General features: G+C 68.8%; 28 protein-coding genes and 1 pseudogene. 23 read left to right on the top strand and 6 right to left on the bottom strand.

What is annotated here, in order from left to right; genetic code table 11:
• The first annotated feature begins 62 nt into the window (after positions 1–62).
• The gene (gene nirD, locus ACQ393_RS03490; protein ID WP_430645438.1) at positions 63–413 is read left to right on the top strand and encodes a nitrite reductase small subunit NirD; all 351 of its coding nucleotides are present in this window, start codon (positions 63–65) and stop codon (positions 411–413) included.
• Positions 414–457: 44 nt separating this feature from the next.
• Here nirD and map read toward each other — a convergent pair whose 3' ends face one another.
• Positions 458–1,225, bottom strand: a complete 768-nt coding sequence (gene map, locus ACQ393_RS03485) for a type I methionyl aminopeptidase (RefSeq protein ID WP_430645437.1) — start codon at positions 1,223–1,225, stop codon at positions 458–460.
• An 86-nt stretch (positions 1,226–1,311) separates the two neighbouring features.
• Between map and ACQ393_RS03480 the strand changes: the two genes are divergently transcribed.
• The 18 genes and pseudogenes from ACQ393_RS03480 to ACQ393_RS03395 all read left to right on the top strand — a co-directional run bounded on the left by ACQ393_RS03480 (position 1,312) and on the right by ACQ393_RS03395 (position 14,268).
• Positions 1,312–1,830: a hypothetical protein gene (locus tag ACQ393_RS03480; protein ID WP_430645436.1), complete on the top strand. Its 519-nt coding sequence runs from the start codon at positions 1,312–1,314 to the stop codon at positions 1,828–1,830.
• A gap of 210 nt (positions 1,831–2,040) precedes the next feature.
• Positions 2,041–2,388 (top strand): 50S ribosomal protein L19, encoded by a 348-nt coding sequence (gene rplS / locus ACQ393_RS03475; protein WP_353814318.1) that lies wholly within the window; start codon positions 2,041–2,043, stop codon positions 2,386–2,388.
• Positions 2,389–2,466: 78 nt separating this feature from the next.
• Positions 2,467–3,213, top strand: a complete 747-nt coding sequence (lepB, locus tag ACQ393_RS03470; protein WP_430645435.1) for a signal peptidase I — start codon at positions 2,467–2,469, stop codon at positions 3,211–3,213.
• A 1-nt stretch (position 3,214) separates the two neighbouring features.
• On the top strand, positions 3,215–3,901 hold the full coding sequence (locus ACQ393_RS03465; RefSeq protein ID WP_430645434.1) for a ribonuclease HII: 687 nt from the start codon (positions 3,215–3,217) through the stop codon (positions 3,899–3,901).
• 6 nt (positions 3,902–3,907) lie between these two features.
• On the top strand, positions 3,908–4,231 hold the full coding sequence (locus ACQ393_RS03460) for a DUF2469 family protein (protein ID WP_155052215.1): 324 nt from the start codon (positions 3,908–3,910) through the stop codon (positions 4,229–4,231).
• A gap of 102 nt (positions 4,232–4,333) precedes the next feature.
• Complete coding sequence (locus tag ACQ393_RS03455) at positions 4,334–4,690, top strand: YraN family protein (protein ID WP_430645433.1); 357 nt, start codon at positions 4,334–4,336, stop codon at positions 4,688–4,690.
• A pseudogene (locus tag ACQ393_RS03450) lies at positions 4,690–5,640 on the top strand (YifB family Mg chelatase-like AAA ATPase); the annotation flags it as partial. The gene ACQ393_RS03455 and the pseudogene ACQ393_RS03450, both read left to right, overlap by 1 nt.
• 175 nt (positions 5,641–5,815) lie before the next feature.
• Positions 5,816–6,943 (top strand): hypothetical protein, encoded by a 1,128-nt coding sequence (locus ACQ393_RS03445; protein WP_430645432.1) that lies wholly within the window; start codon positions 5,816–5,818, stop codon positions 6,941–6,943.
• Positions 6,944–7,075: 132 nt separating this feature from the next.
• Entirely contained in the window at positions 7,076–7,522 is a 447-nt protein-coding gene (locus ACQ393_RS03440) for a hypothetical protein (RefSeq protein WP_430645431.1), read from the top strand.
• A 209-nt stretch (positions 7,523–7,731) separates the two neighbouring features.
• Positions 7,732–8,397 (top strand): hypothetical protein, encoded by a 666-nt coding sequence (locus ACQ393_RS03435; RefSeq protein WP_430645430.1) that lies wholly within the window; start codon positions 7,732–7,734, stop codon positions 8,395–8,397.
• A complete protein-coding gene (locus ACQ393_RS03430; protein WP_430645429.1) occupies positions 8,394–8,894 on the top strand; it encodes a hypothetical protein in 501 nt (166 codons plus the stop codon). The genes ACQ393_RS03435 and ACQ393_RS03430 overlap by 4 nt, the downstream gene beginning before the upstream one ends.
• Before the next feature lie 196 nt (positions 8,895–9,090).
• A complete protein-coding gene (locus ACQ393_RS03425) occupies positions 9,091–9,357 on the top strand; it encodes a hypothetical protein (RefSeq protein WP_430645428.1) in 267 nt (88 codons plus the stop codon).
• Positions 9,358–9,443: 86 nt separating this feature from the next.
• Entirely contained in the window at positions 9,444–10,427 is a 984-nt protein-coding gene (locus ACQ393_RS03420; protein ID WP_430645427.1) for a bifunctional DNA primase/polymerase, read from the top strand.
• On the top strand, positions 10,424–11,554 hold the full coding sequence (locus ACQ393_RS03415) for an AAA family ATPase (RefSeq protein WP_430645426.1): 1,131 nt from the start codon (positions 10,424–10,426) through the stop codon (positions 11,552–11,554). Before ACQ393_RS03420 ends, ACQ393_RS03415 begins: the two co-directional genes overlap by 4 nt.
• 282 nt (positions 11,555–11,836) lie before the next feature.
• Positions 11,837–12,019: a hypothetical protein gene (locus ACQ393_RS03410; RefSeq protein ID WP_430645425.1), complete on the top strand. Its 183-nt coding sequence runs from the start codon at positions 11,837–11,839 to the stop codon at positions 12,017–12,019.
• A 305-nt stretch (positions 12,020–12,324) separates the two neighbouring features.
• Positions 12,325–12,678 (top strand): hypothetical protein, encoded by a 354-nt coding sequence (locus ACQ393_RS03405; protein WP_430645424.1) that lies wholly within the window; start codon positions 12,325–12,327, stop codon positions 12,676–12,678.
• A 71-nt stretch (positions 12,679–12,749) separates the two neighbouring features.
• Positions 12,750–13,439 carry a recombinase family protein gene (locus ACQ393_RS03400; RefSeq protein ID WP_430645423.1) on the top strand — a complete coding sequence of 230 codons (690 nt, stop codon included), beginning with the start codon at positions 12,750–12,752 and terminating at the stop codon, positions 13,437–13,439.
• Positions 13,440–13,470: 31 nt separating this feature from the next.
• Positions 13,471–14,268, top strand: a complete 798-nt coding sequence (locus ACQ393_RS03395) for an AbiJ-NTD4 domain-containing protein (protein ID WP_430645422.1) — start codon at positions 13,471–13,473, stop codon at positions 14,266–14,268.
• Between the two features lie 3 nt (positions 14,269–14,271).
• Here the strand turns inward: ACQ393_RS03395 and ACQ393_RS03390 are convergent, their stop codons facing one another.
• The 4 genes from ACQ393_RS03390 to ACQ393_RS03375 all read right to left on the bottom strand — a co-directional run bounded on the left by ACQ393_RS03390 (position 14,272) and on the right by ACQ393_RS03375 (position 18,056).
• Positions 14,272–15,519 (bottom strand): hypothetical protein, encoded by a 1,248-nt coding sequence (locus ACQ393_RS03390; RefSeq protein WP_430645421.1) that lies wholly within the window; start codon positions 15,517–15,519, stop codon positions 14,272–14,274.
• 138 nt (positions 15,520–15,657) lie between these two features.
• Entirely contained in the window at positions 15,658–16,188 is a 531-nt protein-coding gene (locus tag ACQ393_RS03385) for a hypothetical protein (RefSeq protein ID WP_430645420.1), read from the bottom strand.
• Positions 16,185–16,463: a hypothetical protein gene (locus ACQ393_RS03380; protein ID WP_430645419.1), complete on the bottom strand. Its 279-nt coding sequence runs from the start codon at positions 16,461–16,463 to the stop codon at positions 16,185–16,187. The genes ACQ393_RS03385 and ACQ393_RS03380 overlap by 4 nt, the downstream gene beginning before the upstream one ends.
• 129 nt (positions 16,464–16,592) lie before the next feature.
• A complete protein-coding gene (locus tag ACQ393_RS03375) occupies positions 16,593–18,056 on the bottom strand; it encodes a recombinase family protein (protein WP_430645418.1) in 1,464 nt (487 codons plus the stop codon).
• A 48-nt stretch (positions 18,057–18,104) separates the two neighbouring features.
• Here ACQ393_RS03375 and ACQ393_RS03370 point away from each other — a divergent pair, with 48 nt between their 5' ends.
• From ACQ393_RS03370 to ACQ393_RS03355, 4 genes are read left to right on the top strand one after another with little or no spacing between them, the layout of a single operon-like run.
• Positions 18,105–18,749, top strand: a complete 645-nt coding sequence (locus ACQ393_RS03370) for an ATP-binding protein (protein ID WP_430645802.1) — start codon at positions 18,105–18,107, stop codon at positions 18,747–18,749.
• Positions 18,746–20,020 carry a DNA-processing protein DprA gene (dprA, locus tag ACQ393_RS03365; RefSeq protein ID WP_430645417.1) on the top strand — a complete coding sequence of 425 codons (1,275 nt, stop codon included), beginning with the start codon at positions 18,746–18,748 and terminating at the stop codon, positions 20,018–20,020. Before ACQ393_RS03370 ends, dprA begins: the two co-directional genes overlap by 4 nt.
• A gap of 51 nt (positions 20,021–20,071) precedes the next feature.
• Positions 20,072–20,992, top strand: coding sequence for a metallophosphoesterase (locus tag ACQ393_RS03360; RefSeq protein WP_430645416.1), 921 nt, complete (start codon positions 20,072–20,074; stop codon positions 20,990–20,992).
• Positions 20,985–22,004: a tyrosine recombinase XerC gene (locus tag ACQ393_RS03355; protein WP_430645415.1), complete on the top strand. Its 1,020-nt coding sequence runs from the start codon at positions 20,985–20,987 to the stop codon at positions 22,002–22,004. The genes ACQ393_RS03360 and ACQ393_RS03355 overlap by 8 nt, the downstream gene beginning before the upstream one ends.
• Positions 22,005–22,079: 75 nt before the next feature.
• Here ACQ393_RS03355 and ACQ393_RS03350 read toward each other — a convergent pair whose 3' ends face one another.
• Positions 22,080–22,625 carry a murein hydrolase activator EnvC family protein gene (locus tag ACQ393_RS03350; RefSeq protein ID WP_430645414.1) on the bottom strand — a complete coding sequence of 182 codons (546 nt, stop codon included), beginning with the start codon at positions 22,623–22,625 and terminating at the stop codon, positions 22,080–22,082.
• Positions 22,626–22,636 lie beyond the last annotated feature (11 nt).

Genomic DNA, 22,636 nt, shown 5'->3' with positions numbered 1-22,636 from the left:
CCGGAGCGGCAGGGGAAACATCCCGTGCGTAGCGTCGTCGCACCGAGGAGAGGAAGCCGCAGATGACGTCGACCATCGAACTCACGACCGACTGGATCCCCGCGTGCGGGGTCGCCGACCTCGAGCCGGGGTGGGGCGAGGTCGCGCTCGTCGGCGCCCGGATGGTGGCGCTCGTGCGCGTGGAGGGCGACGAGGTGTACGCGGTCGACCACCACGACCCGCACACGGGCGCGCCCGTGATGGCGCGCGGCATCGTCGGCTCGCGCGGCGAACGACCGACGATCGCGTCGCCCCTGCACAAGGAGGTCTACGACCTCGGCACGGGGGAGTGCTTCACCGATCCGTCGCTGGGGCTGCGCACCTACCGCACGCGCGTGGTCGGCGGCATGATCCAGGTCGAGTTCGACGCCTGACCGGCTCGCGCCGGCGGCGTCGGGGTCCGGGCGGGAACCGGCCGTCAGCCGCGCTGCGTGAGCACGATCGGGTCGCCGTCCGTGATCGCGACGGTGTGCTCGGAGTGCGCGCCGCGCGAACCGTCGACGCTCCGCAGGGTCCAGCCGTCGGGGTCCGTGAAGATGCGGTCGGTCGTGTGCAGGAACCACGGCTCGATCGCGATCACGAGTCCCGGCTTCAGCGGGAGTCCCCGCCCGGGGCGGCCGTTGTTCGGGATGTGCGGGTCGCCGTGCATGGTCCGGCCCACGCCGTGACCGCCGAAGTCGGTGTTGATCGAGAGGCCCTCGGCCTTGGCCACGTCGGCGATCGCGCGCGAGATGTCGCCGATGCGGTTGCCGGGCCGTGCCGCCGCGATGCCCGCGTCGAGCGCGCGACGAGTGGTGTCGATGAGGCGGACGTCCTCGTCGCGCGGCGTGCCCACGACCACGGAGATCGCCGAGTCGGCGACCCAGCCGTCCACCGACGCGGCGAAGTCGAGGCTCAGCAGGTCGCCGTCCTGCAGCCGGTAGTCGTGCGGAAGGCCGTGCAGGACCGCGTCGTTGACCGAGGTGCAGATGACCTTGCCGAACGGGCTCGCGCCGAACGACGGGTGGTAGTCGATGTAGCAGCTCTCCGCGCCGGCATTCCGGATCATCTCGTGCGCGAGCGCATCGAGCTCCAGCAGGTTCACGCCGACCGCCGCGGCCTTCGACGTCGCCTCCAGCACGCTGGCCACGAAGCGGCCCGCGGGACGCATCTCCTCGATCTCGGCCGGGGTCCTCAGTTCGATCACGCTCATCCTCTCCGCACCCCATTCTGTCGGCTCCGCCCTGAGTGAACACCCGGCCGGCCCACAGTCGCCCGAAGTACGCTGGGCGCATGCTCATCCGACGGGGGTTCTACCGGTGGCAGTTCGCCGCCGCGATCGTGCTGCCGGTCTGGCTGCTTCTCGGCTACGCGATCTTCGGCTCGAGCGGGTGGGGCGTCGTGGGCCTGATGTTCGTGACCCCGATCGCCTTCATCACGCTCGGCGTCGTCGCGCTCCTCGTCGCCGCCCGACCGGACGTCCGTCGCGACACGGCGGTCGCCTGGTCGGACGTCGCCGTGCTCGGGGCATGGCACCTGCTGATCGTCGCCGCGGGCTTCTACGGGCCGACGGGCATCACCTTCGCGATCCTCGCCATGGTCGGCGCGATCGCCGCCTTCTGGTACGCGGTCTGGCGGCTCATCCGCGACGGCGCGCGGCGCGTGCGGGCGACCATGGACGAGTACGAGCGACTGGTCGCCGAGGGCTCGCCGGCGCAGGGCGTCGACGGCCGCGCGACGCGGTCCACCGACGACGCCGGCGAGGTCATCGTCGTCCGTGAGGAACGGCGCTGGGAGGAGCGGCGGGGCTGACCCGCACCGACGTGCGCGCCGCCGCACCGAGGCATCCGCTCAGCGCTTTTGGCCGGTCGGCCCTCGATCTGGCAGAATGGTTGATCGTGCCGTCGCATGGCTCTGCCTCCGGGGAGCCCGCACGCCGCGAGTGATCGCGCGAACGGCACCGAACTCTTCTTCCATTCAGATCCGCGTTCGACCGGTGGCGGGCGCAGAGAGCGAACCATCATGCACATCCTCGACCACGTCGACGCCGCGAGCCTGCGATCCGACATCCCGGACTTCCGCCCCGGCGACACCGTCAAGGTGCACGTCAACATCGTCGAAGGCACCCGCTCGCGCATCCAGGTCTTCCAGGGCGTCGTCATCGGCCGCTCGGGCGAGGGCGTGCGCGAGACCTTCACCGTCCGCAAGATCAGCTTCCAGGTGGGCGTCGAGCGCAAGTTCCCGGTCCACTCGCCGGTGATCGACCACATCGAGGTCGTCACCCGCGGTGACGTCCGTCGCGCCAAGCTCTACTACCTGCGCGAGCTCCGCGGCAAGAAGGCGAAGATCAAGGAGAAGCGCGAGAACTGACCGGCCTGCGCCGCGTCCGTCGCGTCATCCGCTCGAGCTCCTCACCCCTAGACTGGGGCGGGGAGCTCGAGCCGTTTCATGACTGAAGACACACGTACTGAGCGCGATGAACGCGCCACCTCCGGGGCGCCGTCGCGCCGCCGGAGCGCCCTGCTGTTCCTCCGCGACCTGGTGGTGATCTTCCTGGTCGCCGTGCTCGTCTCGTTCCTCATCAAGACGTTCCTGATCCGGTCGTTCTTCATCCCGTCGCAGTCGATGGAGGAGACGCTGATGCAGGACGACCGCATCATCGTCAACCAGCTCGTGCCCGAGGTCACGCCGATCGAGCACGGCGACGTGGTCGTGTTCAAGGACCCGGGCGGATGGCTCCCCGCGCGTTCCGAGGAGGCGCGGCCGCCGCTCGTGGCGGTGATCGACGGCTTCCTCGCGTTCGTCGGCCTGTCGGCGCCCGACTCGAACGACCACCTCGTCAAGCGGGTCATCGGCCTGCCCGGCGACCACGTCGTGTGCTGCAACGCGCTCGGCCAGATGACCGTCAACGGCGTGCCGCTCGACGAGCCCTACGTGGCGCTGCCGCCCGGCGAGACGAAGGTCTCGCGCGACGACTTCGACACGACCGTGCCCGACGACTCCCTCTGGGTCATGGGCGACAACCGGTACAACTCGAAGGACTCGCGCTACAACACCGGCACGCCGCTCGAGGGGTTCGTCCCGATCGAGAACGTGGTCGGCCGGGCCGTGATCGTGAGCTGGCCGATCTCGAACTGGGCGTGGCTCGACAACTACCCCGAGGTGTTCTCGGGCGTCGACGAGGGGACCGGCTGACGTGCCGCCCGCCGGGGTGCCGACGCTGAAGTTCGAGCGCGACCTGCTGGCCGGCGGAGCCCCCGTGGTGCTCGCGTGCGATGAGGTCGGGCGCGGGGCGCTCGCCGGACCGGTGACCGTCGGGGTCGTCGTGATCGACGCGACGGTGAAGCGGATGCCTGCGGGCCTGCGCGACTCGAAGCTGCTGCCGGAGCCGAAGCGCGAGCTGCTGGCACCGCGCGCCGCCTCCTGGGTCCTGGCTTCGGCGGTCGGCGAGGCGAGCGCCGACGAGATCGACCGGCTCGGCATCATGGCCTGCCTCGGCCTCGCCGGAGCGCGCGCCTTCGCCGCACTCGCCGTCGATCGCGGACTCGTGGCGGGCGCCCCGCTCGTGCTCGACGGCAACTACGACTGGCTGAGCCCGTCGATCGAGCACCGGGCGCAGGTCATCACGCGGATCAAGGCCGACCGGGACTGCGCGTCGGTCTCCGCGGCATCCGTCATCGCCAAGGTGCACCGCGACCGCGGCATGCGGCGCGCCCACGACGAGACGCCGCTCTACCACTGGCACGAGAACAAGGGCTACTCGAGCGCCGCCCACTTCGCCGCGATCGCGGAGCACGGGCCCAGCACGCTGCACCGGCACACGTGGCTGCACGACCGGTCTCCCGAACCGGCGCCGTCGCTGTTCGACCTCGAAGTAGGATGAACCACGATGGATGAGGACGAGTTCGACGACTACGACCGTGAAGTGGAGCTCGCGCTGTACCGCGAGTACCGCGACATCGTCTCCCAGTTCAAGTACGTGGTCGAGACCGAGCGACGGTTCTACCTCGCGAACGAGGTCGAGTTGGTGCGCCGTGACACGGAGCACGACTTCTACTTCGAGCTCTCGATGAAGGACGTCTGGGTGTGGGACGTCTACCGCGCCGACCGGTTCGTGAAGTCGGTGCGCGTGCTCACCTTCAAGGACGTCAACGTCGAGGAGCTCGCGACGCGAGAGTTCGAGCTGCCGAAGGACCTCGCGCTCGAGGAATAGGGCGGGAGCCACCCGTCCTCCACCGGTGCGTTCCGGCGCCGCCCCGCCCCGGAGTCCCGCCGGTCGCGTCGAGTCGTCCTCCGCGGTCGCGACGCTGGGCCCATGGCCCACAACATCGAACTCGGACGACGCGGCGAACAGGTCGCGGCCGAGCACCTGGAGGCGCGCGGCATGCGCGTCCTCGACCGCAACTGGCGCTGCCCGCAGGGTGAACTCGACCTCGTGCTGCGCGACGGCGACGCGACCGTCTTCGTCGAGGTGAAGACGCGCACCGGACCGGCCTTCGGGCACCCGTTCGAGGCGATCACCGCGCTGAAGCTCGCCCGGCTGCGCCGGCTCGCGCTCGCGTGGTGCGACGCGCACGATGCGCCGTCCGGGCGCATCCGCATCGACGCCGTCGCGGTGCACGCGCCGTCGACCTCGCCCGCGATCGTCGAGCACCTCGAGGGGATCGGCTGATGACGGTCGCGCGCACCCGAGCCGTGGCGCTCGTCGGCCTGGCCGGCTCGATCGTCGAGGTCGAGGCCGACCTCTCCAGCCAGCTGCCGGCCTTCGTCATCATCGGCCTGCCCGACGCGGCACTCGGCGAGGCCCGCGAACGCGTGCGGTCCGCGGCGACGAACGCCGGCTGCGCCCTGCCCTCGCGCCGCCTGACCGTCAACCTGTCGCCCGCGGCCCTGCCGAAGCACGGGTCGGCGTTCGACCTGGCGATCGCCCTCGCCTGCCTCGCGTCGGCGGACGCCGTCGACCCGGAGTCGGTCGCCCGATTCGTCCACCTGGGCGAGCTCGGCCTCGACGGACGACTCCGTCCGACCCACGGCATCCTTCCCGCGGTCCTCGCGGCAGTGCGCGCCGGGCACGAGCGCATCATGGTGCCGGTCGCGAACGCCGCCGAAGCCCGGCTCGTCCCCGGCGCCGACATCGTCGCCGTCGCCACCCTCCGCGAGGCCGTCGAGCGGCACGGCGGAGCGCCCGGGCCGGCGCCCTCCCGATCCGACCACGACGCCGACCGGATGGGGGCGAGCGAGGCGGCGACCTCGCCGCCGTTCGCGCCGGAGGGCGATCTCGCGGACGTCATCGGCGGCGAGGACGCGATCGAGGCGCTCCTCGTCGCCGCAGCGGGCGGGCACCACCTGCTGCTCGCCGGGCCGCCGGGAGCGGGCAAGACCATGCTCGCCTCCCGCCTGCCCGGGATCCTCCCCGACCTCGAGCCCGACGCGGCGCTCGAGGTCGCCTCCCTCCGCTCGCTCGCCGGGCACCCGGTCGGCGAGACGCTGTCGGTGCGACCGCCGTTCGAGGCGCCGCACCACACGGCGAGCGCCGCGGCGATGGTCGGCGGCGGGAGCCGCGTCATCCGCCCGGGTGCCGCGGCGCGGGCGTCGCACGGCGTGCTGTTCCTCGACGATGCAAGAAATTAGGTTTCAAATCCTGTAGTGGACATCGCCCACGACCTTGGTTACGGTTCGATCTAGAACGAACCTAGGCCGGAGGCCCTCGAGGTGCTCACCAGTACTCGCCGGAGGCGAGACAACTGAGCAGGTACGTGATTTGGAACTCTTCACATCACTTTCCTAAGGAGGCCTCATGGCCAACGACCTTGCCGCCGAGTATGCGGCACTGGGGATCGTCGATGTGTTCGGTGCCGACCGAGGCATCGTGACGCATGGCGATCTTCCCGTCACCCACACCACCGACGGCGAATCGCTGTCGAACCTCTGGCGGGAGTTCAACGACACCCTCGCCCAGTGGAACAGCGACGGCATCGGCTGGGTGGGTCTCTTCTCGACGCCGACCACGGACAGCTCGTTCATCTCGCTGCAGAACGTCGACGCGGACGAGTTCGAAGACGAGTCCGAGATGGGCATCCCGAAGTCGATCCGACCGAACATCACGCCGCTTCGCGTCGGCTTCCCGCTGAAGTTCAAGGACGCGGCGGTCCGGTACACGCGCAAGTACCTGCGTGACGCGACCTCCGACGAGGTGGCCTCGCTGCACAACCACGCGCTCACGTCCGACCAGCGAACCGTCACGAACGACATGTTCCGGGCGCTGCTGACGAAGCAGCACCGGACGAACGAGAAGGGCGACACGGTCTACGACCTGTGGGATGGCACGTCCGGCGAGGTCCCGCCGTCGCACGCGGGCAAGGACTTCACCGACTCGCACTCGCACTACCTCGTGTCCGGCGCGGCGACGATCGACGGCAAGGACCTCGGGGACCTCATCAACACGATCACCGAGCACGGGTACGGCGACACGGCGGGCGACCGCATCGTGATCATCGTTCACCCGGACCAGGGCGACACGGTGCGAGGGTTCCGGGCCGGGGTGGCGGAGTCGCCGTACGACTTCATCGCAACGAGCACGATCCCGTACCTCACGAACGAAACCGTCGTGGGCGCTCGCCCGCCGGCCGAGTTCCAGGGCAAGCCGGTGATCGGGCAGTTCGGTTCGGCGCTGGTCGTGGAGACCCGCGACATCCCCACCGGGTACGTGATCGCCACTGCCACCGGTTCGTCCGCTCCGCTGGCCAAGCGTGAGCACGTGCGGCCCGAGCAGCGTGGCCTCCGGATCATCGCGGGCTCGGAGTCCGCCGTCCCGATCATCGACTCGTACTACTCGCGGGGTGTCGGCTTCGGCGTCCGTCTCCGGGGTGCCGCCGCTGTGATGCAGATCACGGCGTCGGGCTCGTACGCCAACCCGAGCATCTAGACCGTCCCAGCGCGGGGCGTCGCTCAACTCACCGCGCTGGGACTCGACCCCGGTGCCGTCGTCGTTGGACGAGCGGCGGCGGCATCGGCTCTCTCGTCCACACTCGTCCCAACTCCCGAAGGAGATCGTCCAATGTATGCATCCACCAACCCGTTCATCATCGCCGGGGCTGACCAGACCATGGCAGCCATCCGGGACGGCGAAGCAGCCGCCCCCGAGGCGAACGACCGCCTGTTTGGCGACGCGCTCTTGGAGGACACCATCGCCAACGCGATGCACTACGCCACCAGCCGTGCCACGCTCGACAACGTCATGGACGTCGCCATTCTGGTGAAGGGCTACGGTCCCTTCTCGCACCCGTTGAGCGAGGGCCAGTTCCCCATCACTGGCCCCTGCGATCGCTGCACGCTGAGCGCGTCTCGCGTCAAGATGGCGACCGGCAGCGTCCGCTGTTCTGCGGGAGCGACCGTGATCGAGCTGCACGTCTGCTTCGACTGCTACACCGACCTCAACGACCGCTACCCGAACCTCGCGTGGACGACCCACGCTGTGGACCCGAACCCGCTGCCCGTGTGGTGACTCATGGCTAGGTGTCAGGCAGAGGTGTGGGTGTCTGCGCGTGAACGGATCCCGGGCGCGCAGCAAGCCATGCCAGCCCAGCCGACGCGACGCAGGTGTGGTCGCCCCACGCCGACCGGCTGGAGCGTCTGCACGCATCATGGCGCGCCGCACGAGGGGCGTTCCGAGTTCGGCTCGCGCAGCGACCAGCGACCGGAGGTGTCGTTCTGATGGCACGCTGCAAGGGAACCGTCACGACCGAGCACAAGACGAACTTCGGTGAGCCCTGCGGCCTCCCTGCCGTCCGTGGCTCGGAGTACTGCAACCGGCACGGAGGGCTCGAAGACACCAAGACCCCCGAGGCGGTCCGACGCGAAAAGCCTGGGCTGCGATGCACCCGGATCAAGCAGGACGGCGAGCAGTGCAAGGCCTACGCGATCAAGGGCGCAACCGTCTGCCGTGCTCACGGTGGCTCGACCCCGCAGGTTCGGAAGAAGGCACGCGAACGACTGATGGAGATGGTCGACCCCGCGGTCGTCCAGTTGAACCGCATCATCGAGAAGGCCGACACGTCCGACGCGGACCGCCTGAAGGCAATCGCGATGGTGCTCGACCGCACCGGCTACGGCGCGAAGGCGACCCTTGAAGTCGAAGAGAAGACGCCCGGCTACCTTGCGCTGGAGCGGGTGCTGGTCGAGCGGTACGAAGGGGGCCAGCCGCTCTTCAACAAGAAGCGCCGTCGCAAAGAGATCGAAGCCCCGGCCAGCGATGACGACGACGTCGTTGATGCCGAGGTGGTCGAGGACGTACCCCCGCAGGTCACCGAGGTCGAACCTGTCCACGTGCCCGACAACGTCGTGCATTTCCCGTCCGACCCTGTGAGGAATCGCGAGTGAGTATCACCATCGAACGAGTACCGGCCAAGCGCCTGCGCATCGGCGACATCATCATGGAGAGCCCCGGACACCCGGTGATCCTCGTCCGTCGAACCAAGGTCATGTTGGACGGCGTGTGGAGGTTCACGTTCATGTGCCGCTACGTGTGGCAGTCAGAGGGTGAGTGGCCGTGGAGGATCGATCCGCAGGACTTGCCCGAGCAGGTCGAGCGCATCGCTTCGCTCTCGCACTCGGATCTGCGGTATCTCTTCACCGGGGTGCGTCCGGAGGCTCAGGTTCCCGGCATCGCGACCGATCCCGCTGCCGATCCCGGAAGCTGCCCCGCGCTGACGTATCGCGGCGAGCCGTGCGGAAGTCGTCTGCGCGACGGCGCCGACCTCTGCAAGAAGCACGCCAAGCAGTCCCAGACCGCGGCTGAGAGGCCCGAGAAGCGGCGTTCGCGACAGTCGCGGGTGGTTGCCGCGGATGGCCAGTGGGACGCTGTAGAAGCCTCCTGAACGAATCGGGCTCCGAGGTTTGACATCGAAGTCCCGCCCGGCAATATTTGAGATTACCGAAGCAAGAACGACCGCATTCCCAGCAGGGACAAGGCGGGCGAGTACGGCACACCGCTCACAACGAATCTTCACGGCCCATAGGGCGCAGCAGACACTGGCGGGAAAGTACTCCGGTTGAGTCAGAGGACTCCCGGTCATGCCGCTCACTCATCGGAAGCAGCCCCTTCGCAGGCTGCTCACCGTCCACGGAATCAAGATCACCGAGGCAGCGAGATTCATCGGCTGCACCACTTCGCATCTGAGAAGTGTCATCAGCGGGCACGCGTACCCGAGCGACCTCGTGCGCGAGAAGCTGCCCGAACTGTTCCACGGGCTGCCCGTGAACATCATGTTCGACCCCGAACACCTCGAAGGCGAGTACACCGGTCCTCGCGGTGCTGAGCGCGGTGGTCGTCGTGGCTGATCGCGAAGCGCCCCAGCCGTTCAGCGCCGACCAGATCCGTCGGGCCGTCGCGTTCCTTCGTGCCACGGAGCCGGAGGTGAGCCGCAATGGCGAATCAGGCGAGTGAAAGGGCGGCCACCCGTCGAGGAAGTGGCCGCCCTGACTTCGACGGGGAGAAGACCATCGATGCGCGACAGCAGATCGATATTGACAGGCCGGATGTGTTCGAGCAATTGCCGTCGCACTGGCGGCGCTTGCCCTGTCACTACATCAACGACGAGGGGCGCTGCTCCTGTGGGAACGGCGCGTGCGCTTCGCCCGGCAAGCACCCCCGCACCAAGCACGGTGTCAAGGACGCGACCAGTGACCGTGGCCAGATCCTCGCCTGGTACGACGCCAACCGGCAGGTCAACTGGGCGCTGGCGACCGGAGCCGAGTCGAAGGTCTGGGTACTCGACGCCGACGCGGGTAAGGGCGGGCTCGATTCGCTCGATGAGGTCGGACGCATCGTCGCTCAGGCAGGGGAGACCGTCCCTCCGACGCTCGTAGCCCAGACCGGTGGCGGCGGACTGCACTACTACTTCGAGCACCCGGGCGGTCGGATCGGGAACCGCGTGAACGTGCTTCCCGGTCTGGACGTTCGCGGTGATGGTGGCTACGTCCTCCTGCCGCCCAGCAACCACATCTCAGGCGGTCGCTACCTCTGGCGCCGGACTGGAACGCGTCCGCTGCCTGCGTCGAGTGCTCTTCTGAACCTCGTTCGCAACGCGGCCGGATCGAACCTCAGCGGTCCCGCGTCGACTCCGTTCAACGTCACCGACGCGGAGGCGATGGTGACGGGCCTCGGCGGCGCTGGTGGGCGCAACGACACTATGCACCGGCTCGCCTCGAGGTGGTGGCGCAAGTACGGCACGGACGCGGATCACATCGTGTACGAACTCGCGCGGCGCGCGATCGCGGCGACCCCGGACACCAGCGGTCTGGATGAGCTCGAACTGGTCGGAGCGATCGAATCGGCGCGCCGGTTCATCAAGGGCGAGCGGAGCAAAGAGGTCGCGGCAATTCGGGCGCTGAGCGGAGGTGCCCGATGAGCCTCATGGACGGGCCGCAGATGTCAGACGACGAGCTGGAATCGCTGCTTCTTGAAGAGGAGGTGCGGCAGGGGCTTCGCAGACGCGCCGCCACACGCGAAGTCATGCGCCGTGAGCGCATCGAGCAGTCGGAGCGTCGTGACGCTGTCCAGCGCCTGATGCCGGGTGGTGAGTTCATCTTCAGCGAGCCGGATGAGATTCCCGCCGTGTGGGGGACCGGTGAGCGGGTCCTGTGGGCAGAGGGCGAGGGCCTGATGATCGCGGGGAGCCAGGGACTCGGCAAGACGACGATCGCGCAGCAGCTCGTGTTGTCGCGGATCGCGATCCGTGAGGGTCGGATGCTCGGACTTCCTGTGCAGCAGTCGCCGGGTCGCGTGCTCTACCTCGCGATGGACCGTCCCCGTCAGGCGGCACGGTCGTTCAAGCGGATGGTGGAGCCCTCCCACCATGAGCGTCTGAACGAGCGCGTGATCGTGTGGCGCGGGCCGCTCCCGGTGAGTGTGCTCGAATCGCCGCAGGCGCTCGCTGACTGGGTGCAGGAGGTCGATCCCGCGATTGACCTCGTGGTGGTCGACTCGGTGAAGGACCTCGCACCGGGCCTGTCCTCGGATGAGGTCGGCGCGGGGCTGAACTCGGCATGGCAGGAGTTGATCGCGCGGGGGATCCAGTTGCTGCTCCTGCATCACGAGCGCAAGAACGGCAATGGCCAGCCGTCGCGCGCCGCCGCGTTGGACGACATCTACGGTTCGACGTGGCTTACGTCGGGCCTCGGGTCGGTCGTGCAGATCATCGGCAAGCGTGAGGAACCCACCGTCACGCTGCACCACCTGAAGGCTCCCGCCGAGTTCGTCGGCCCTCTCACGGTCGAGCACGACCACGCGGCCGGCACGAGCACCCTCCTGATCACCTACCGCACCGTCGAGGAGTTCTTGCAGACGCACTTCGGCGAAGCGTTCACCGCGAAGGAATGCGGCGAGGCGGTCAACAAGGGCGAGAAGGCGGCGCGTGCCGAGGTCAAGCGCCTCGTGGAACAGGGCTCGGTGATCGAGACGGCTCCGGCGGGGTTGACCTCGGCGGGTCGCACGGCGGCCAAGTACCAGTGGCGGTTCGGCGCGGTGTCGGCGTGAGAGCCAAAGGTCGGGCCTACGGACACGTGCCAACGGTCGAAGCCAAGGGTCACGGGCGGAGGGGAGGTCTCTTGGCTCGGGCGAACCCCAACAATCGCAACGGATTCGCCAAGGGTCGAGGCCTCGGGTCGGCCAAGGGTCAGGCCCAGGTCCCTAGCCAAGGGTCAAACCCGCCGTATCTAGAACGGCGGTTTGACCCTAGGCGCAGGTCGTAGGGAAAGGAGGTGAGAGCGGATGAGCATCGAGATTGTCGGGGAACGGTTGAACGGAGAGGAGCGCGTCATGGCAGCGAAGCGGGTGCGACTGGTCGTCAAGGCGGACGAGACGCGCGGCGGGTCGTGGGACGTCCAGACGGTGATGCACTTCGAGTCGGCGGGATCGGCTGATGGTGGACGTGTCGACTACAGCGAGGTGATGAGCCAGGAGCGGTTCATCGAGGTGATGAAGTCGCTGGGCGTCGGGTAGATATCGACAGGCGCACCGAGGGCCGAGGCATGACCGAGAGGGATTGCCTCGGCTTTCTCGTACGACAGGGAGAGTTCTCGATCCCTGTTAGAAGGTCGGATCCTGCTGCCTCCGAGAGATGCCAGATGACGTTCTCGACCTCTTCGACGGTTGACACGGGTTGTCGACCACCGGACCGGACGGAGGCCGTAGAAGGCCATAGAATGACTTGCAACTGATTTGGGCAAAACGGTTGCACAAGGTGAGGAACTGGGCAATTGTTGCCGTCGAGCCGGGGAGGTGCCCCGGCAGGAAGGTTCCAGATCATGGCCACCAAGAAGACCACCACCCCTACCCCTGCCGAGAAGGCGAAGGAGCCGACGCGGGCCGACCTGCTCGACCAGCTCGCGAAGGCCGGCTACACCGGACCGACCTCGTTCACCGCTCGCGACCTGAAGGTCGCCCTGGCATGGCTCGAGGCCGGGGGAGACGCCGCCAACGCGACCGGCGTCCCGTCCGGGTTCGTGTTCGCCGTCCGTCCGGAGGCTAAGCCGGTCAAGCCGACCAAGCCGAAGGCGCTCACCAAGTACCAGCAGGGCTACCAGCAGGCGCTCACCGACATCTCTGCCCTGTCGGACCTCAAGGCGATCCGCCAGTACATCGAAGAGAACGCGGCGTGAGGACGGAGGGGACCGGAGCAGCCGAATTGCCCCGGTCCCCGTCCTCCATCATCCAACCCGAAGGGACCGACATGCGCGCAGCCGTCTACATCCGGACCTCCACCGAGGCTCAGGTGGACAAGCAGGGGCCGAAGGTGCAGGAAGACTCCTGCCGGTCCTACGCCGAGTCGATGGGCTTCGAGATCGTCGCCGTGCTGCACGAGGAAGCGACCACCGGCAAGACCGACGACCGGCCCCGGTTCGCTGAGGCGCTGGTGATGATCGAGGACGGCGACGCTGACTGCATCGTGTTCGCCTCGCTGGACCGTCTGGCGCGCACCCTGACCGTGCAGGAGGGCCTGCTTGCCCGTGCATGGCAGATCGGCGCTGAGGTCCACGCCGCCAACTTCGGGCTCGTGCCGGAGGACGACCCCGACGACCCGATGCGCACATTCATCCGGCAGGTGATGGGAGCCGTCGCCCAACTCGACCGTTCCATGATCACCGCTCGCATGATGGCCGGCCGTCGCAAGAAGAAGCAGGACGGCGGCAAGGCCGAGGGCGCATACCCGTTTGGCTATTCCAAGGACGGCCCGATTCCGAACGAGCTCAAGACCCTCAAGCGCATGCGCGAACTCCTTGCCGTGGACGGGCTCTCCTACGACGCCGCGGCGCGCACCCTCAACGAAGAGGGCAGGCTCACGCGGGCGGGCAAGTCCTGGTCACGTCAGAACCTCGCGAAGGTCGCCACCACTGCCGGGATCACGCGCAGCGTTGCCTGAACGCGTCGCCGGTTCGTGAGAGCCTGACCGGGTGAAGTTTTCCGAGAAGTACGGCTACACGCAGGCGCGCACGGTGGCTCAGGTCGAGTCGATGGACGCTCCGCTCCGGACCGCGCTTTGGAACGTCACGTATGAGCGCTTCTTCTCCAGCTACGACCGTTACTTGCACGCGTACGGTCTGTGGCTTGTGAAGTTCCTCTGGGCGTCCCACTTCCACCGGGATCTGCGAACTGTCCCCGTGGAGGAAGTGCGAGCGGCGGCGATGCTGCGGAAGAACTTCGAAGAGGACGAGTGGTACGAGGTATATGACCTCATCCAGGTCATCGTTGGGGCTAAGCCTGAATCAACACTCATCGAGGCGTACAACCGAGTTCTCGAAATCCATCTGGCGGGCTATCGAATCGTCGGAACCGAGGTCACCCCGTTGACCTCTCCAGCGGAGGTGGCCGCGGTGGAAGACGCGATCACTGACACCAGCCGTTTCGCAGGTGCGAATCATCATCTGAAGTCGGCGCTGACGCTCTATTCGAGGCTCGAGAGCCCGGATTACGCGAACTCCATCAAGGAGTCCATAAGTGCGGTCGAGGCGATGGTGAAGGAACTCACCGGGAAGTCCCCGCTCGGAGACGGCCTGAGCGAACTCAGGCGGCAGCGTCCGGACCTGGACGGCGCGCTCGTCTCAGGGTGGAAGTCGCTCTACGGATACACGAGCAATGCCGGAGGCGTTCGCCACGGTGGGCTGACCGGTCCGAATGTCACTCAGGCTGATGCGCGTTACTTCCTCGTCACCTGCTCGGCGTTCGTGAATCTCCTGATGACTCTTGCGTGAGGGTTAGCGGAACTTCGCTACCCTCCAAATCTCACTGCTGAACATCTCTGGCGACCGTCCGAACACCTTCCACTCGCCATCTTGAATGCCCTCGACGCGTGGCTCACCGTTCAGGTCTACGTAGTTCATCGCAAGTGTCGCTTGGAAGGTCTGACCCGCCAAGTCAAGCTCTGCCCGGACCTCGGCCCGCGCGGGTGCCTTCGTTTCGTACCCCACGATGCGGTAGCCCTCGACCTTGTAGGGCTCGAACGACTGCTTGATTTCCTTCGGAGTTGGGCACGCTCCGGCGCCCGTACCAATGGGCATGAACCGGGCCGCGAGGTGCCCCCAGTTCGACTTCCTCCATAGCTCCAAGAACTCCGACGCGGCGACCATCACTGCGTGCGACGAGTAGTCCTCTGGAGAACTCGCGACTCCGGATGATGGTCGCCACTGTTCGTTCGCCTTCTTCTGTCTGTCGAGGTCCTGCCACTGCTCGATCAACTCGGGCCACGTTGGCTCCGGCTTCTTGGGCTTCTCCCTTTTCTCCAACGACGCCGCCCAGTCAACGACGGCGAACAGCCGGTTCCATGCCTTACTCGCGACGATTAGGTTGTCGTAGTTCGTGACCATGCCGTGAAGGATGCCGTTACGGCCCAGTTCGAAGTGCTCCGTGTCGACGCGCTTCTTGTACGACTTCCGGAACGCGACCTGCGCGTTGGTGAGGCCCATGTGATGCCCCACCGCGGTGTCCCAAGACTCGACTTCCTCGGGCGTGCGCGCGTGGAGGCCTTTCCCTTCGTTGCGTACCTCGTTCACGAATCCATCCATGATGGTCAAGAGGACGAGCACCACCGCGTAGAACCGCTCATCGGTAAAGTCGGTCATCGCCTTCTCGATGAGCGCTCGGCGTGCTCGCATGCCGGGGAAGCGCATCGTTGCCTGCACCATTCGCCTCAGGCGGTCGGCGTCCTGGTACAACGCGCAGAGCCTGTTCTCCGCTTCGTCAGCCGTCGTGGCGTCGTCCAGGATGGCGGTCGGAAGTTGCTCGTGGAAGATCCAGTGACGCTCTCCGAGCAGCTCGTAGAACCGGTCGATCTTTGCGGCCAGTTCGTGCAGTTGCGCCGTCAGCTCACGCGTCTTCTGTCGGTCCTCGGCCGACAGGAACACCCCGAATACCTTGAAGCCGTCTGCCGTCCGCTTCATCTCCGCGAATCGAGGGATGTCCATCGCGGACTGGTAGCCGATCGTCTTCTCGGGCTCATCCGTCATGACTCCATCCTCGCGAAGCCCTCAGACATCGCTGGGAGCTGCGCGGGCCGGGCCGAGCGACACCAGATGCCATTCTCGGCATCGTTCGCCCGACCCCTGCCCGGTTGTGCCAGGACGCTAGATCCTCATCTCAGATCGTCACGGGATGCGGGCGAAGAACTCGTCCGGGTCGATGCCCACGAGCGGCAGGTAGGCGCGCTGGTTCTCAGCCGTGCGGACCGTCCATTCTTCGAGAGCGCCGCAAGCGTCGCACTTCCAGACTTCGCGGTAGACGCCGCCGGTCTCCATACCGCGCTCGATCACGCGCCACGAGACGGCGCCGTCGATGTGATGATGCGGCGACGCGGTGCTAACGACCTCCGCCAGAGCTTCCCGCTCGCGGCGGTTCTCCAAGTACTGACCCTGCATCTCGAACCTCCGAAGTCCTTCGTTGGGCCACAGGAAAGAACGACCCCGACGCCCGAACACGTCGTGCCCGATGCGCATGGCGAGCGCGCGCCACCACGGCAGGATAACCGGGTCGTAGGGCTCGGGCCCGGCGTCGATCTCCCAGTGGAACGACCACTTCCCTCTGCCGAGCGGCTTGAGGTGGCCATAGACGTTGGGTTCGATCGGGCCCGGGATCTGGAACGACTCGTACTCTTCGCCGTTGCGGTTGATGGTCCTCACTTCGACACCTCCGACGTCTTGGGAACGTCGACGAGTTCGTGCAGCACCGGGACCGCATCTCCGTACTCTTCGAGGAGTTCGACGTGGCTCAGGTACTGCCGAACGTGTCCGTTTCCCTCGTCGTTCTCGACGCCGCGCGGGTAGATGTCCACGATCCAGTCACACTCGCGACCGTCGCCATCCTCAGCCCGCCAGACGTTGATCTTCAGAAGCGACTGGCCCGCTGAGACCGCGCCGCCGTCCTTCGTGTGAACGGGCTCCGTGAGCAACTGCATGTTGTCCTCCTTCAATGGGGGAGGACCGAGGCGAAGCCCGGACATGCAAAGAGGTACCAAGGCTTTCGCCTCGGTACCTCCGAGTGTCTTACGAACGAGAATGACGATACCCCGGCCCCCATCTGGGGGTCAAGACCAGATGATGTTGACCCGCTCGGGCAAGGTAGCTGCGTAGCGGTCCCGCTGTCGCTCCGCGTGCTGTTCGTCCGTGTCACCGATGCGACGGAACGCGGAGCGCGCGTGACCAGCCGGCCACTTGCCGACCTCGACGCGCTGGATGAAGAACCGCAGGAAGGTGCGACGACGCATCGCGGGCCACTTCGTCCAGTCCATCCCGTCGGCGAGCGTGTCTGCGATCTGGGAGGTGCCGAGCAGCTTGGACCGCGTGTCCTCGGCTACCTTCTTCAGGCCGTCCAGCCGGTCCAGTCGCTCGCGCGCCTCGTCCCGCGTGTACACGCCGTCCTCGTAGCCGTCTTGCACGCGAACGCGCTTCGCGGCGAGGTCCGCGAGTTCGTTGTCCAGCTCGGCCACCTTCGACTCGTCCGCGGGCTGAGGCTTGCGCAGTTCCGTCTCCCAGTCGGGCGACACGGCCAGCCGCTCGAACACCCTGTCGAACACATACCGCTCCAGCGCCTCGTGCTTGATGGTCACGCCGCCGCAAGCCTTGCCCGGGTAGACCCTCTTCAGACATGCGAGCGCGACCTCGCCCCGCTTGCCGTGGGTGATGAGGTTGCATCCGCAGATCGCGCAGACCGTGAGGCCGCCGCCCATCGAGTACTTGCCGCCCTTCACGCCGGGGGACTGGGTGGACTTCCGGGCAGGGTCAGTCAGGATCGCCGTCACCTTCTCGAACGTCATCCGGTCAACCACCGGATCCCAACCCTTCACGCCCGCCTTCGTCTCGCCAATCAGCGAGCGGTTCAGCAGGATGGCACGGAGGTTCACCTGCCGCCATGCGTTCCCCTTCTTCGTACGCAGGCCCCGCTCGTTGAAGTCCCGAGCGATTGAACCCATGGAATCGCCAGCGACGACACGCTTCATCGCCTCCTTGATCACCTTGACCTCGGCGGCGACGGGAACCAGCGCGCCATCCTTCGTGGTGTACCCGTACGGGAGCGCGCCACCGTGCCACTCACCGTTGGACCGCTTCTCGGCCTGCTTGCGTCGAATGCGCTCGGCAGTGCGCTCAGCTTCGGCCTGGTCGAACACCGCGATGGTGAGCATCGCCGCCCGCCCATCCGCCGTGTCGAGGTCGTGCTGGCCGGAGACCACCGTGTGGATACGGACCTTTCGACTGCGAACGACATCGACGATCGCTTGAAGTTCGACCACACGCCGAGTCAGGCGGCTGTTGGAGTACGCGATCAGCGCGGCAAACTCGCCGGACCTCGTGCGCCTCATCATGTCTTCGAACTCAGGGCGTAGCTTCTGGCTGAGGGTGCTCGCGGATACGTCGTTGTCGCGGAAGATCACGACGCTGTCGTAGCCAAGTCGGGTAGCAAGGGCGCGGCAGTCGTTCTCCTGCCTGTCGACTCCGAGCTCGCGGCCCTCGCGATCCTTTGAGATTCGCGTGTATATGGCGGCTGTTGTCATGGCGTCCTCCGTCTCGAGGTTGACAATACAAGGTTTGAAGATGGTTGTATTGCTGAGGCGCCCGAGTTCCCCGCCGCCGTGCTCGACGCGTTGCGCCAGCCGCTCGAGTCCGGCTCGATCAGCATCCACCGCGCGAACTCGGTCGCGACCTTCCCGGCGCGGTTCCAGCTCGTCCTCGCGGCGAACCCGTGTCCGTGCGGCGGCGGAGACTCGCCGGAGGCGGCATGCGCCTGCCCGCCCGCGACGAAGCGCCGCTACTTCGCGAGGATCTCGGGACCGCTGCTCGACCGCGTCGACCTGCGGCTGTGGGTGGACCGGGTCACGCCCTCGCGTCTGGCGATGGAGCGCGATCGGTCGCTCCACCCCGGCACGCCTCCGACGCTCACCTCCCGGGAGGCGCGCGAGCGCGTGGTCGTCGCTCGGGCCAAGGCGGCCGAGCGCCTGGCCGGGACGCCGTGGCGCACGAACGCCGAGATGCCCGGCCCGTGGCTCCGAGGAGCGGGCGGACTGCATCCCGGGTCGAAGGCGACCCGCGCGCTCGACCTGTCGCTCGAGCGCGGGGGCGTGACGATGCGCGGCTACGACCGCGTGCTCAAGGTCGCGTGGACGATCGCCGACCTCGAGGGCGCCGAGCGCCCGGACCACCGGCACGTCGGGCGTGCGCTCGTGATGCGACGCGGAGTGGCGGCGTGAGCGGCCACGAACTCGACGATCTCGCGCGGCGGGCCGCGGCCGACCTGGTCGCCGTGCGCGCCGGCGGGGCTGACCGTGGCCCGGCAGCGGTCGAGCCGACCGACGCCCTGGCGTCGATCCTGCTCGGCTTCGTCGCCGAACCCGGCGACGGCGTGCTCGGACGGCTGGTGTCCGGCCTCGGTGCTCGTCACGTGGCGACCGGCCTGCTCGACGGGTGGTCGGCGACGGAGTTCGTGGAACGGACCGCCCGGGCGGGCGGCCGCGCCGATGCGCCGAGCGCACGGGAACTCGCGGCCGGCCTCGCGCGCTGGCGACCGCGCCTCGATCGCGACGCGTTCGTGCGGTCGGTCGCGCAGGCGGCGCGCGTGCGCGCGCACCTGCTCCTCCCGGGCGACCCCGCCTGGCCCGTCGGGGTCGACGACCTCGGCGTGCACGCGCCGCTCGCGCTCTGGGTGCGGGGGCGGCCGTCGGCGCTCGTCGAATCGCCGTCGATCGCGCTCGTCGGCGCGCGGGCGGCGTCGGGGTACGGCGAGCACGTGGCCGTGGAGTCGTCGGCCGGCCTCGTCGATCGCGGATTCGCGGTCGTGTCCGGCGGCGCGTACGGGATCGACGGCACCGCGCATCGCGCCGCGCTCGCGACGAACGGGACGACCGTCGCCTTCCTGGCCGGCGGCGTGGACCGGTTCTACCCGGCCGGACACGAGTCGCTCCTCGCGCGGGTCGCGGCGACCGGTGCGGTCGTGTCCGAGCTCCCGTGCGGGGCGGCGCCGACGCGCTGGAGGTTCCTCCAGCGCAACCGGTTGATCGCCGCCGCGGCGGCGGCGACGGTCGTGCTCGAGGCGGGCATGCGGTCCGGATCGCTCAACACCGCGGGTCACGCCGCCGCACTCGGTCGGCCGCTGGGCGCCGTGCCCGGTCCGGTGACGAGCCCGTCCTCGGCGGGGTGCCATCGCCTGCTGCGGGAGTTCGACGCGGTGTGCGTGACAAGTGCCGCGCAGATGGCGGAGCTCGTCGAGTTCGACGGCACGGGCGGCCCGGACGGCGGTTCGGACCCGGCCGCCACGGCGCCGACCCGGACGCTCGAGGTCCTGACGATCGAGGAGCAGCGCGTCCTGGACGCCCTCGGGATCCGTCGCCCACGCACCGTGGCCGAACTCGTGCGCACCACCGGACTGACCGCCGGTGACGTGCTCGGCGGCCTCGGCGCGCTGGATGCCACCGGCCTCGCCGCACGCTCCGGGGAGGGCTGGGTTCGGCGACGCCCCGAATGAGGCACTCGGCACGGTGCGGGTCGTGGTCCTAGGCTGGCCGCGGAGGCAGACATGGATCATCCTCGACTCGGCAGGTACCCTGCGGCACGCCACGTGATCGCGCATCTCAGCGATACGCACCTGCTCGACGGCGGCGCGCCGCTCGGCGGGCGCGCCGACACCGTCTCCACCCTGGATCGTGCCGCCGAGCAGCTCTCGCGGATGACCGGGGGGCTCGACGCGATCCTCGTCACGGGGGACGTCGCCGACCTCGGCGAGGAGGACGCGTACCGCCGGGTCCGTGCCGCCCTCGAGCCGGTCGCGGAGCGCACCGGCGCGCGCATCATCTGGACGATGGGGAACCACGACGAGCGCGTGCCGTTCCGGCGGGTGCTGCTCGACGACGACAGCGGCGACGACGGACCCGTGAACCAGGTGATCGACCTCGAGGGGCTCCGCATCGTGACGGTCGACTCGAGCGTGCCCGGCTACCACCACGGGATCCTCGAGGCCGAGACGCTCGAGTGGCTCGACGCGGTGCTCTCGGAGCCGGCGCCGAACGGGACGATCGTCGCACTCCACCACGCGCCCATCGCCACCCCGCTCGCCCTCATGGACGTGCTCGAGCTGCGCCGACAGGACGAGTTCGCGGACGTCGTGCGCGACCGCGACGTGCGCGCCATCCTCGGCGGCCACCTGCACTACCCGACGCAGGGCGCCTTCGCGGGGATCCCGGTCTCGGTGGCCGGTTCGCTCGCCTACACGATGGACCTCTCGGCTCCGCCCCGGCATCTCGTGGGCATCGACGGGGGCCGGTCGTTCTCGCTCGTGCACTGCTTCGAGGACGCGGTCGTCACCTCGGTCGTGCCCGTCGGGTCGTTCGGCGAGATCACGAGCTTCGGCGAGCGGTTCCTCGCCGAGGTCGAGGCGCTCGACGAGGAGGGACGACTCGACCGGTTCTCGCGCAAGCGCGAGTGGGTGACGGATGGCTGATCTGGCGCCGTCCGCACGCCCGGGCCCGCTGGTGGACGGCGGCGCCCGACCGGTTCGGATCCGTGCCGCAGCGGACGGGTACCTCGAGCACGTCCGGTTGGAGCGCGGCTACTCGGAGCACACGGCGGCGGCGTACGGATCCGACCTCGCCGACCTCGCGCGCTTCGCCGAGTCGCGCACCGCGTCCGGCGTCGACGACCTCGAGCTCGACCTCCTGCGCGACTGGCTGTGGGAGGGCACCGAGCGCGGGCTGGCACGTGCGACCGTGGCGCGGCGCGCGGCATCCGCCCGGGGATTCTGCGCCTGGCTGGAACGCACCGGCGCGCTGCCGACCGACCCCGCCGCCCGGTTGCGCGCACCGCGCGCGAAGCGCACGCTGCCGCGCGTCGTCGCTGCGCCGGCGGTCGCGACGCTCCTCGACGCGCTGCAGGCGCGCGCCGACGACGGCGATGCGGTCGCGGTGCGCGACCTCGCGCTGATCGAGCTGCTCTACGCGTGCGGCCTCCGGGTGTCGGAACTCGTGGGCCTCGACGTCGACGACGTCGATCGGGGCAACCGGACGGTGCGCGTCACCGGGAAGGGCTCGAAGCAGCGCGTCGTGCCGTACGGCGCGCCGGCCGCGGCGGCGCTCGAACGGTACCTCGCGTCCGCGCGGGCCGAGCTGCTGACGGCGGCGTCCCCCTCGGGCGCGGGCGACCCGGCCACGTCGATCGGCCCGCGGAGCGCGGAAGCCGGACGCGCGGTCTTCATCGGCGTCCGCGGCGGGAGGCTCGGCGTCCGGAGCGTGCACCGCCTCGTCGCCGCACTCCTCGCGGACCTGCCGGGGTCGGGTCCCGCCGGCCCGCACGCGTTCCGCCACAGCGCCGCGACGCACCTGCTCGACGGCGGAGCCGACCTGCGCGCCGTGCAGGAGTTCCTCGGGCACGCGAGCCTCGGCACGACGCAGATCTACACGCACGTCTCGGCGGAGCGCCTGAAGCAGACCTACCGCACTGCGCACCCGCGGGCCTGATCCGCGGCGCCGGCGGTGGACGCGTCCGGGTCGGGACGGCCTCGCGCCGCGAGCCGCCTCGGGGCGAGCCCGTGGTCACCGCCCCATCGGCAGCAGGACGGCGCGCGGCACGCCGCCGAACATGAGCAGCGGCGAGACGTACTCGCCGTGGACGCGCACCCCGAAGTGGACGCAGGCGGCGTCGCAGTGCCCTCCGGCGCCGACCGTCGCGACCCGTTCGCCGGCCCTGACCGAGTCGCCCGTCGCAACGTCGGCCGCGACCGGCTCGATCGAACTGACCACCCCGTCGCCGTGATCGATCGACAGCACGCCGCGCCCGGCGACCGGTCCGGCGAAGGACACCACGCCGTCGGCCGGCGAGACCACGACGTCGCCTGCCGTCGCCGTGAGGTCGAGTCCGCGATGCCCGGCCGCGTACGGCGTCGGGGGTGCGCGGAACGGCGCCATGACGACGACCGGCGGGCCGACCGGCCAGGCCCAGCGCTCGACCGGGACGGCGTCGGCAGGGACCGGGACGGCGGGAGAGGCCGAGGCGGCCGGTCCGAGGGCGATGAGCAGCGCCGTGAGCAGGCCCGCCGCCACCGCGGTGACGACCCGGTCGGGCGGGGGAGGCGAGTGCATGCGACGAGCAT

Origin of the sequence: Agromyces sp. GXS1127 (assembly GCF_050565425.1) — a bacterium.
Taxonomy (GTDB): Bacteria; Actinomycetota; Actinomycetes; order Actinomycetales; family Microbacteriaceae; genus Agromyces.
Note: the sequence above shows the minus strand (reverse complement) of the source record. Positions and strands in the feature narration are given on the sequence as shown.

What these genes read in the sequence shown, in the direction of transcription:
- nirD (WP_430645438.1), top strand. Translation starts at nt 63, where the DNA reads ATGACGTCGACCATCGAACTCACGACCGACTGGATCCCCGCGTGCGGG.
- ACQ393_RS03480 (WP_430645436.1), top strand. Translation starts at nt 1,312, where the DNA reads ATGCTCATCCGACGGGGGTTCTACCGGTGGCAGTTCGCCGCCGCGATC.
- rplS (WP_353814318.1), top strand. Translation starts at nt 2,041, where the DNA reads ATGCACATCCTCGACCACGTCGACGCCGCGAGCCTGCGATCCGACATC.
- lepB (WP_430645435.1), top strand. Translation starts at nt 2,467, where the DNA reads ATGACTGAAGACACACGTACTGAGCGCGATGAACGCGCCACCTCCGGG.
- ACQ393_RS03460 (WP_155052215.1), top strand. Translation starts at nt 3,908, where the DNA reads ATGGATGAGGACGAGTTCGACGACTACGACCGTGAAGTGGAGCTCGCG.
- ACQ393_RS03455 (WP_430645433.1), top strand. Translation starts at nt 4,334, where the DNA reads ATGGCCCACAACATCGAACTCGGACGACGCGGCGAACAGGTCGCGGCC.
- ACQ393_RS03445 (WP_430645432.1), top strand. Translation starts at nt 5,816, where the DNA reads ATGGCCAACGACCTTGCCGCCGAGTATGCGGCACTGGGGATCGTCGAT.
- ACQ393_RS03440 (WP_430645431.1), top strand. Translation starts at nt 7,076, where the DNA reads ATGTATGCATCCACCAACCCGTTCATCATCGCCGGGGCTGACCAGACC.
- ACQ393_RS03435 (WP_430645430.1), top strand. Translation starts at nt 7,732, where the DNA reads ATGGCACGCTGCAAGGGAACCGTCACGACCGAGCACAAGACGAACTTC.
- ACQ393_RS03425 (WP_430645428.1), top strand. Translation starts at nt 9,091, where the DNA reads ATGCCGCTCACTCATCGGAAGCAGCCCCTTCGCAGGCTGCTCACCGTC.
- ACQ393_RS03420 (WP_430645427.1), top strand. Translation starts at nt 9,444, where the DNA reads ATGGCGAATCAGGCGAGTGAAAGGGCGGCCACCCGTCGAGGAAGTGGC.
- ACQ393_RS03415 (WP_430645426.1), top strand. Translation starts at nt 10,424, where the DNA reads ATGAGCCTCATGGACGGGCCGCAGATGTCAGACGACGAGCTGGAATCG.
- ACQ393_RS03410 (WP_430645425.1), top strand. Translation starts at nt 11,837, where the DNA reads ATGGCAGCGAAGCGGGTGCGACTGGTCGTCAAGGCGGACGAGACGCGC.
- ACQ393_RS03405 (WP_430645424.1), top strand. Translation starts at nt 12,325, where the DNA reads ATGGCCACCAAGAAGACCACCACCCCTACCCCTGCCGAGAAGGCGAAG.
- ACQ393_RS03400 (WP_430645423.1), top strand. Translation starts at nt 12,750, where the DNA reads ATGCGCGCAGCCGTCTACATCCGGACCTCCACCGAGGCTCAGGTGGAC.
- ACQ393_RS03390 (WP_430645421.1), bottom strand. Translation starts at nt 15,519, where the DNA reads ATGACGGATGAGCCCGAGAAGACGATCGGCTACCAGTCCGCGATGGAC.
- ACQ393_RS03380 (WP_430645419.1), bottom strand. Translation starts at nt 16,463, where the DNA reads ATGCAGTTGCTCACGGAGCCCGTTCACACGAAGGACGGCGGCGCGGTC.
- ACQ393_RS03375 (WP_430645418.1), bottom strand. Translation starts at nt 18,056, where the DNA reads ATGACAACAGCCGCCATATACACGCGAATCTCAAAGGATCGCGAGGGC.
- ACQ393_RS03360 (WP_430645416.1), top strand. Translation starts at nt 20,072, where the DNA reads ATGGATCATCCTCGACTCGGCAGGTACCCTGCGGCACGCCACGTGATC.
- ACQ393_RS03355 (WP_430645415.1), top strand. Translation starts at nt 20,985, where the DNA reads ATGGCTGATCTGGCGCCGTCCGCACGCCCGGGCCCGCTGGTGGACGGC.
- ACQ393_RS03350 (WP_430645414.1), bottom strand. Translation starts at nt 22,625, where the DNA reads ATGCACTCGCCTCCCCCGCCCGACCGGGTCGTCACCGCGGTGGCGGCG.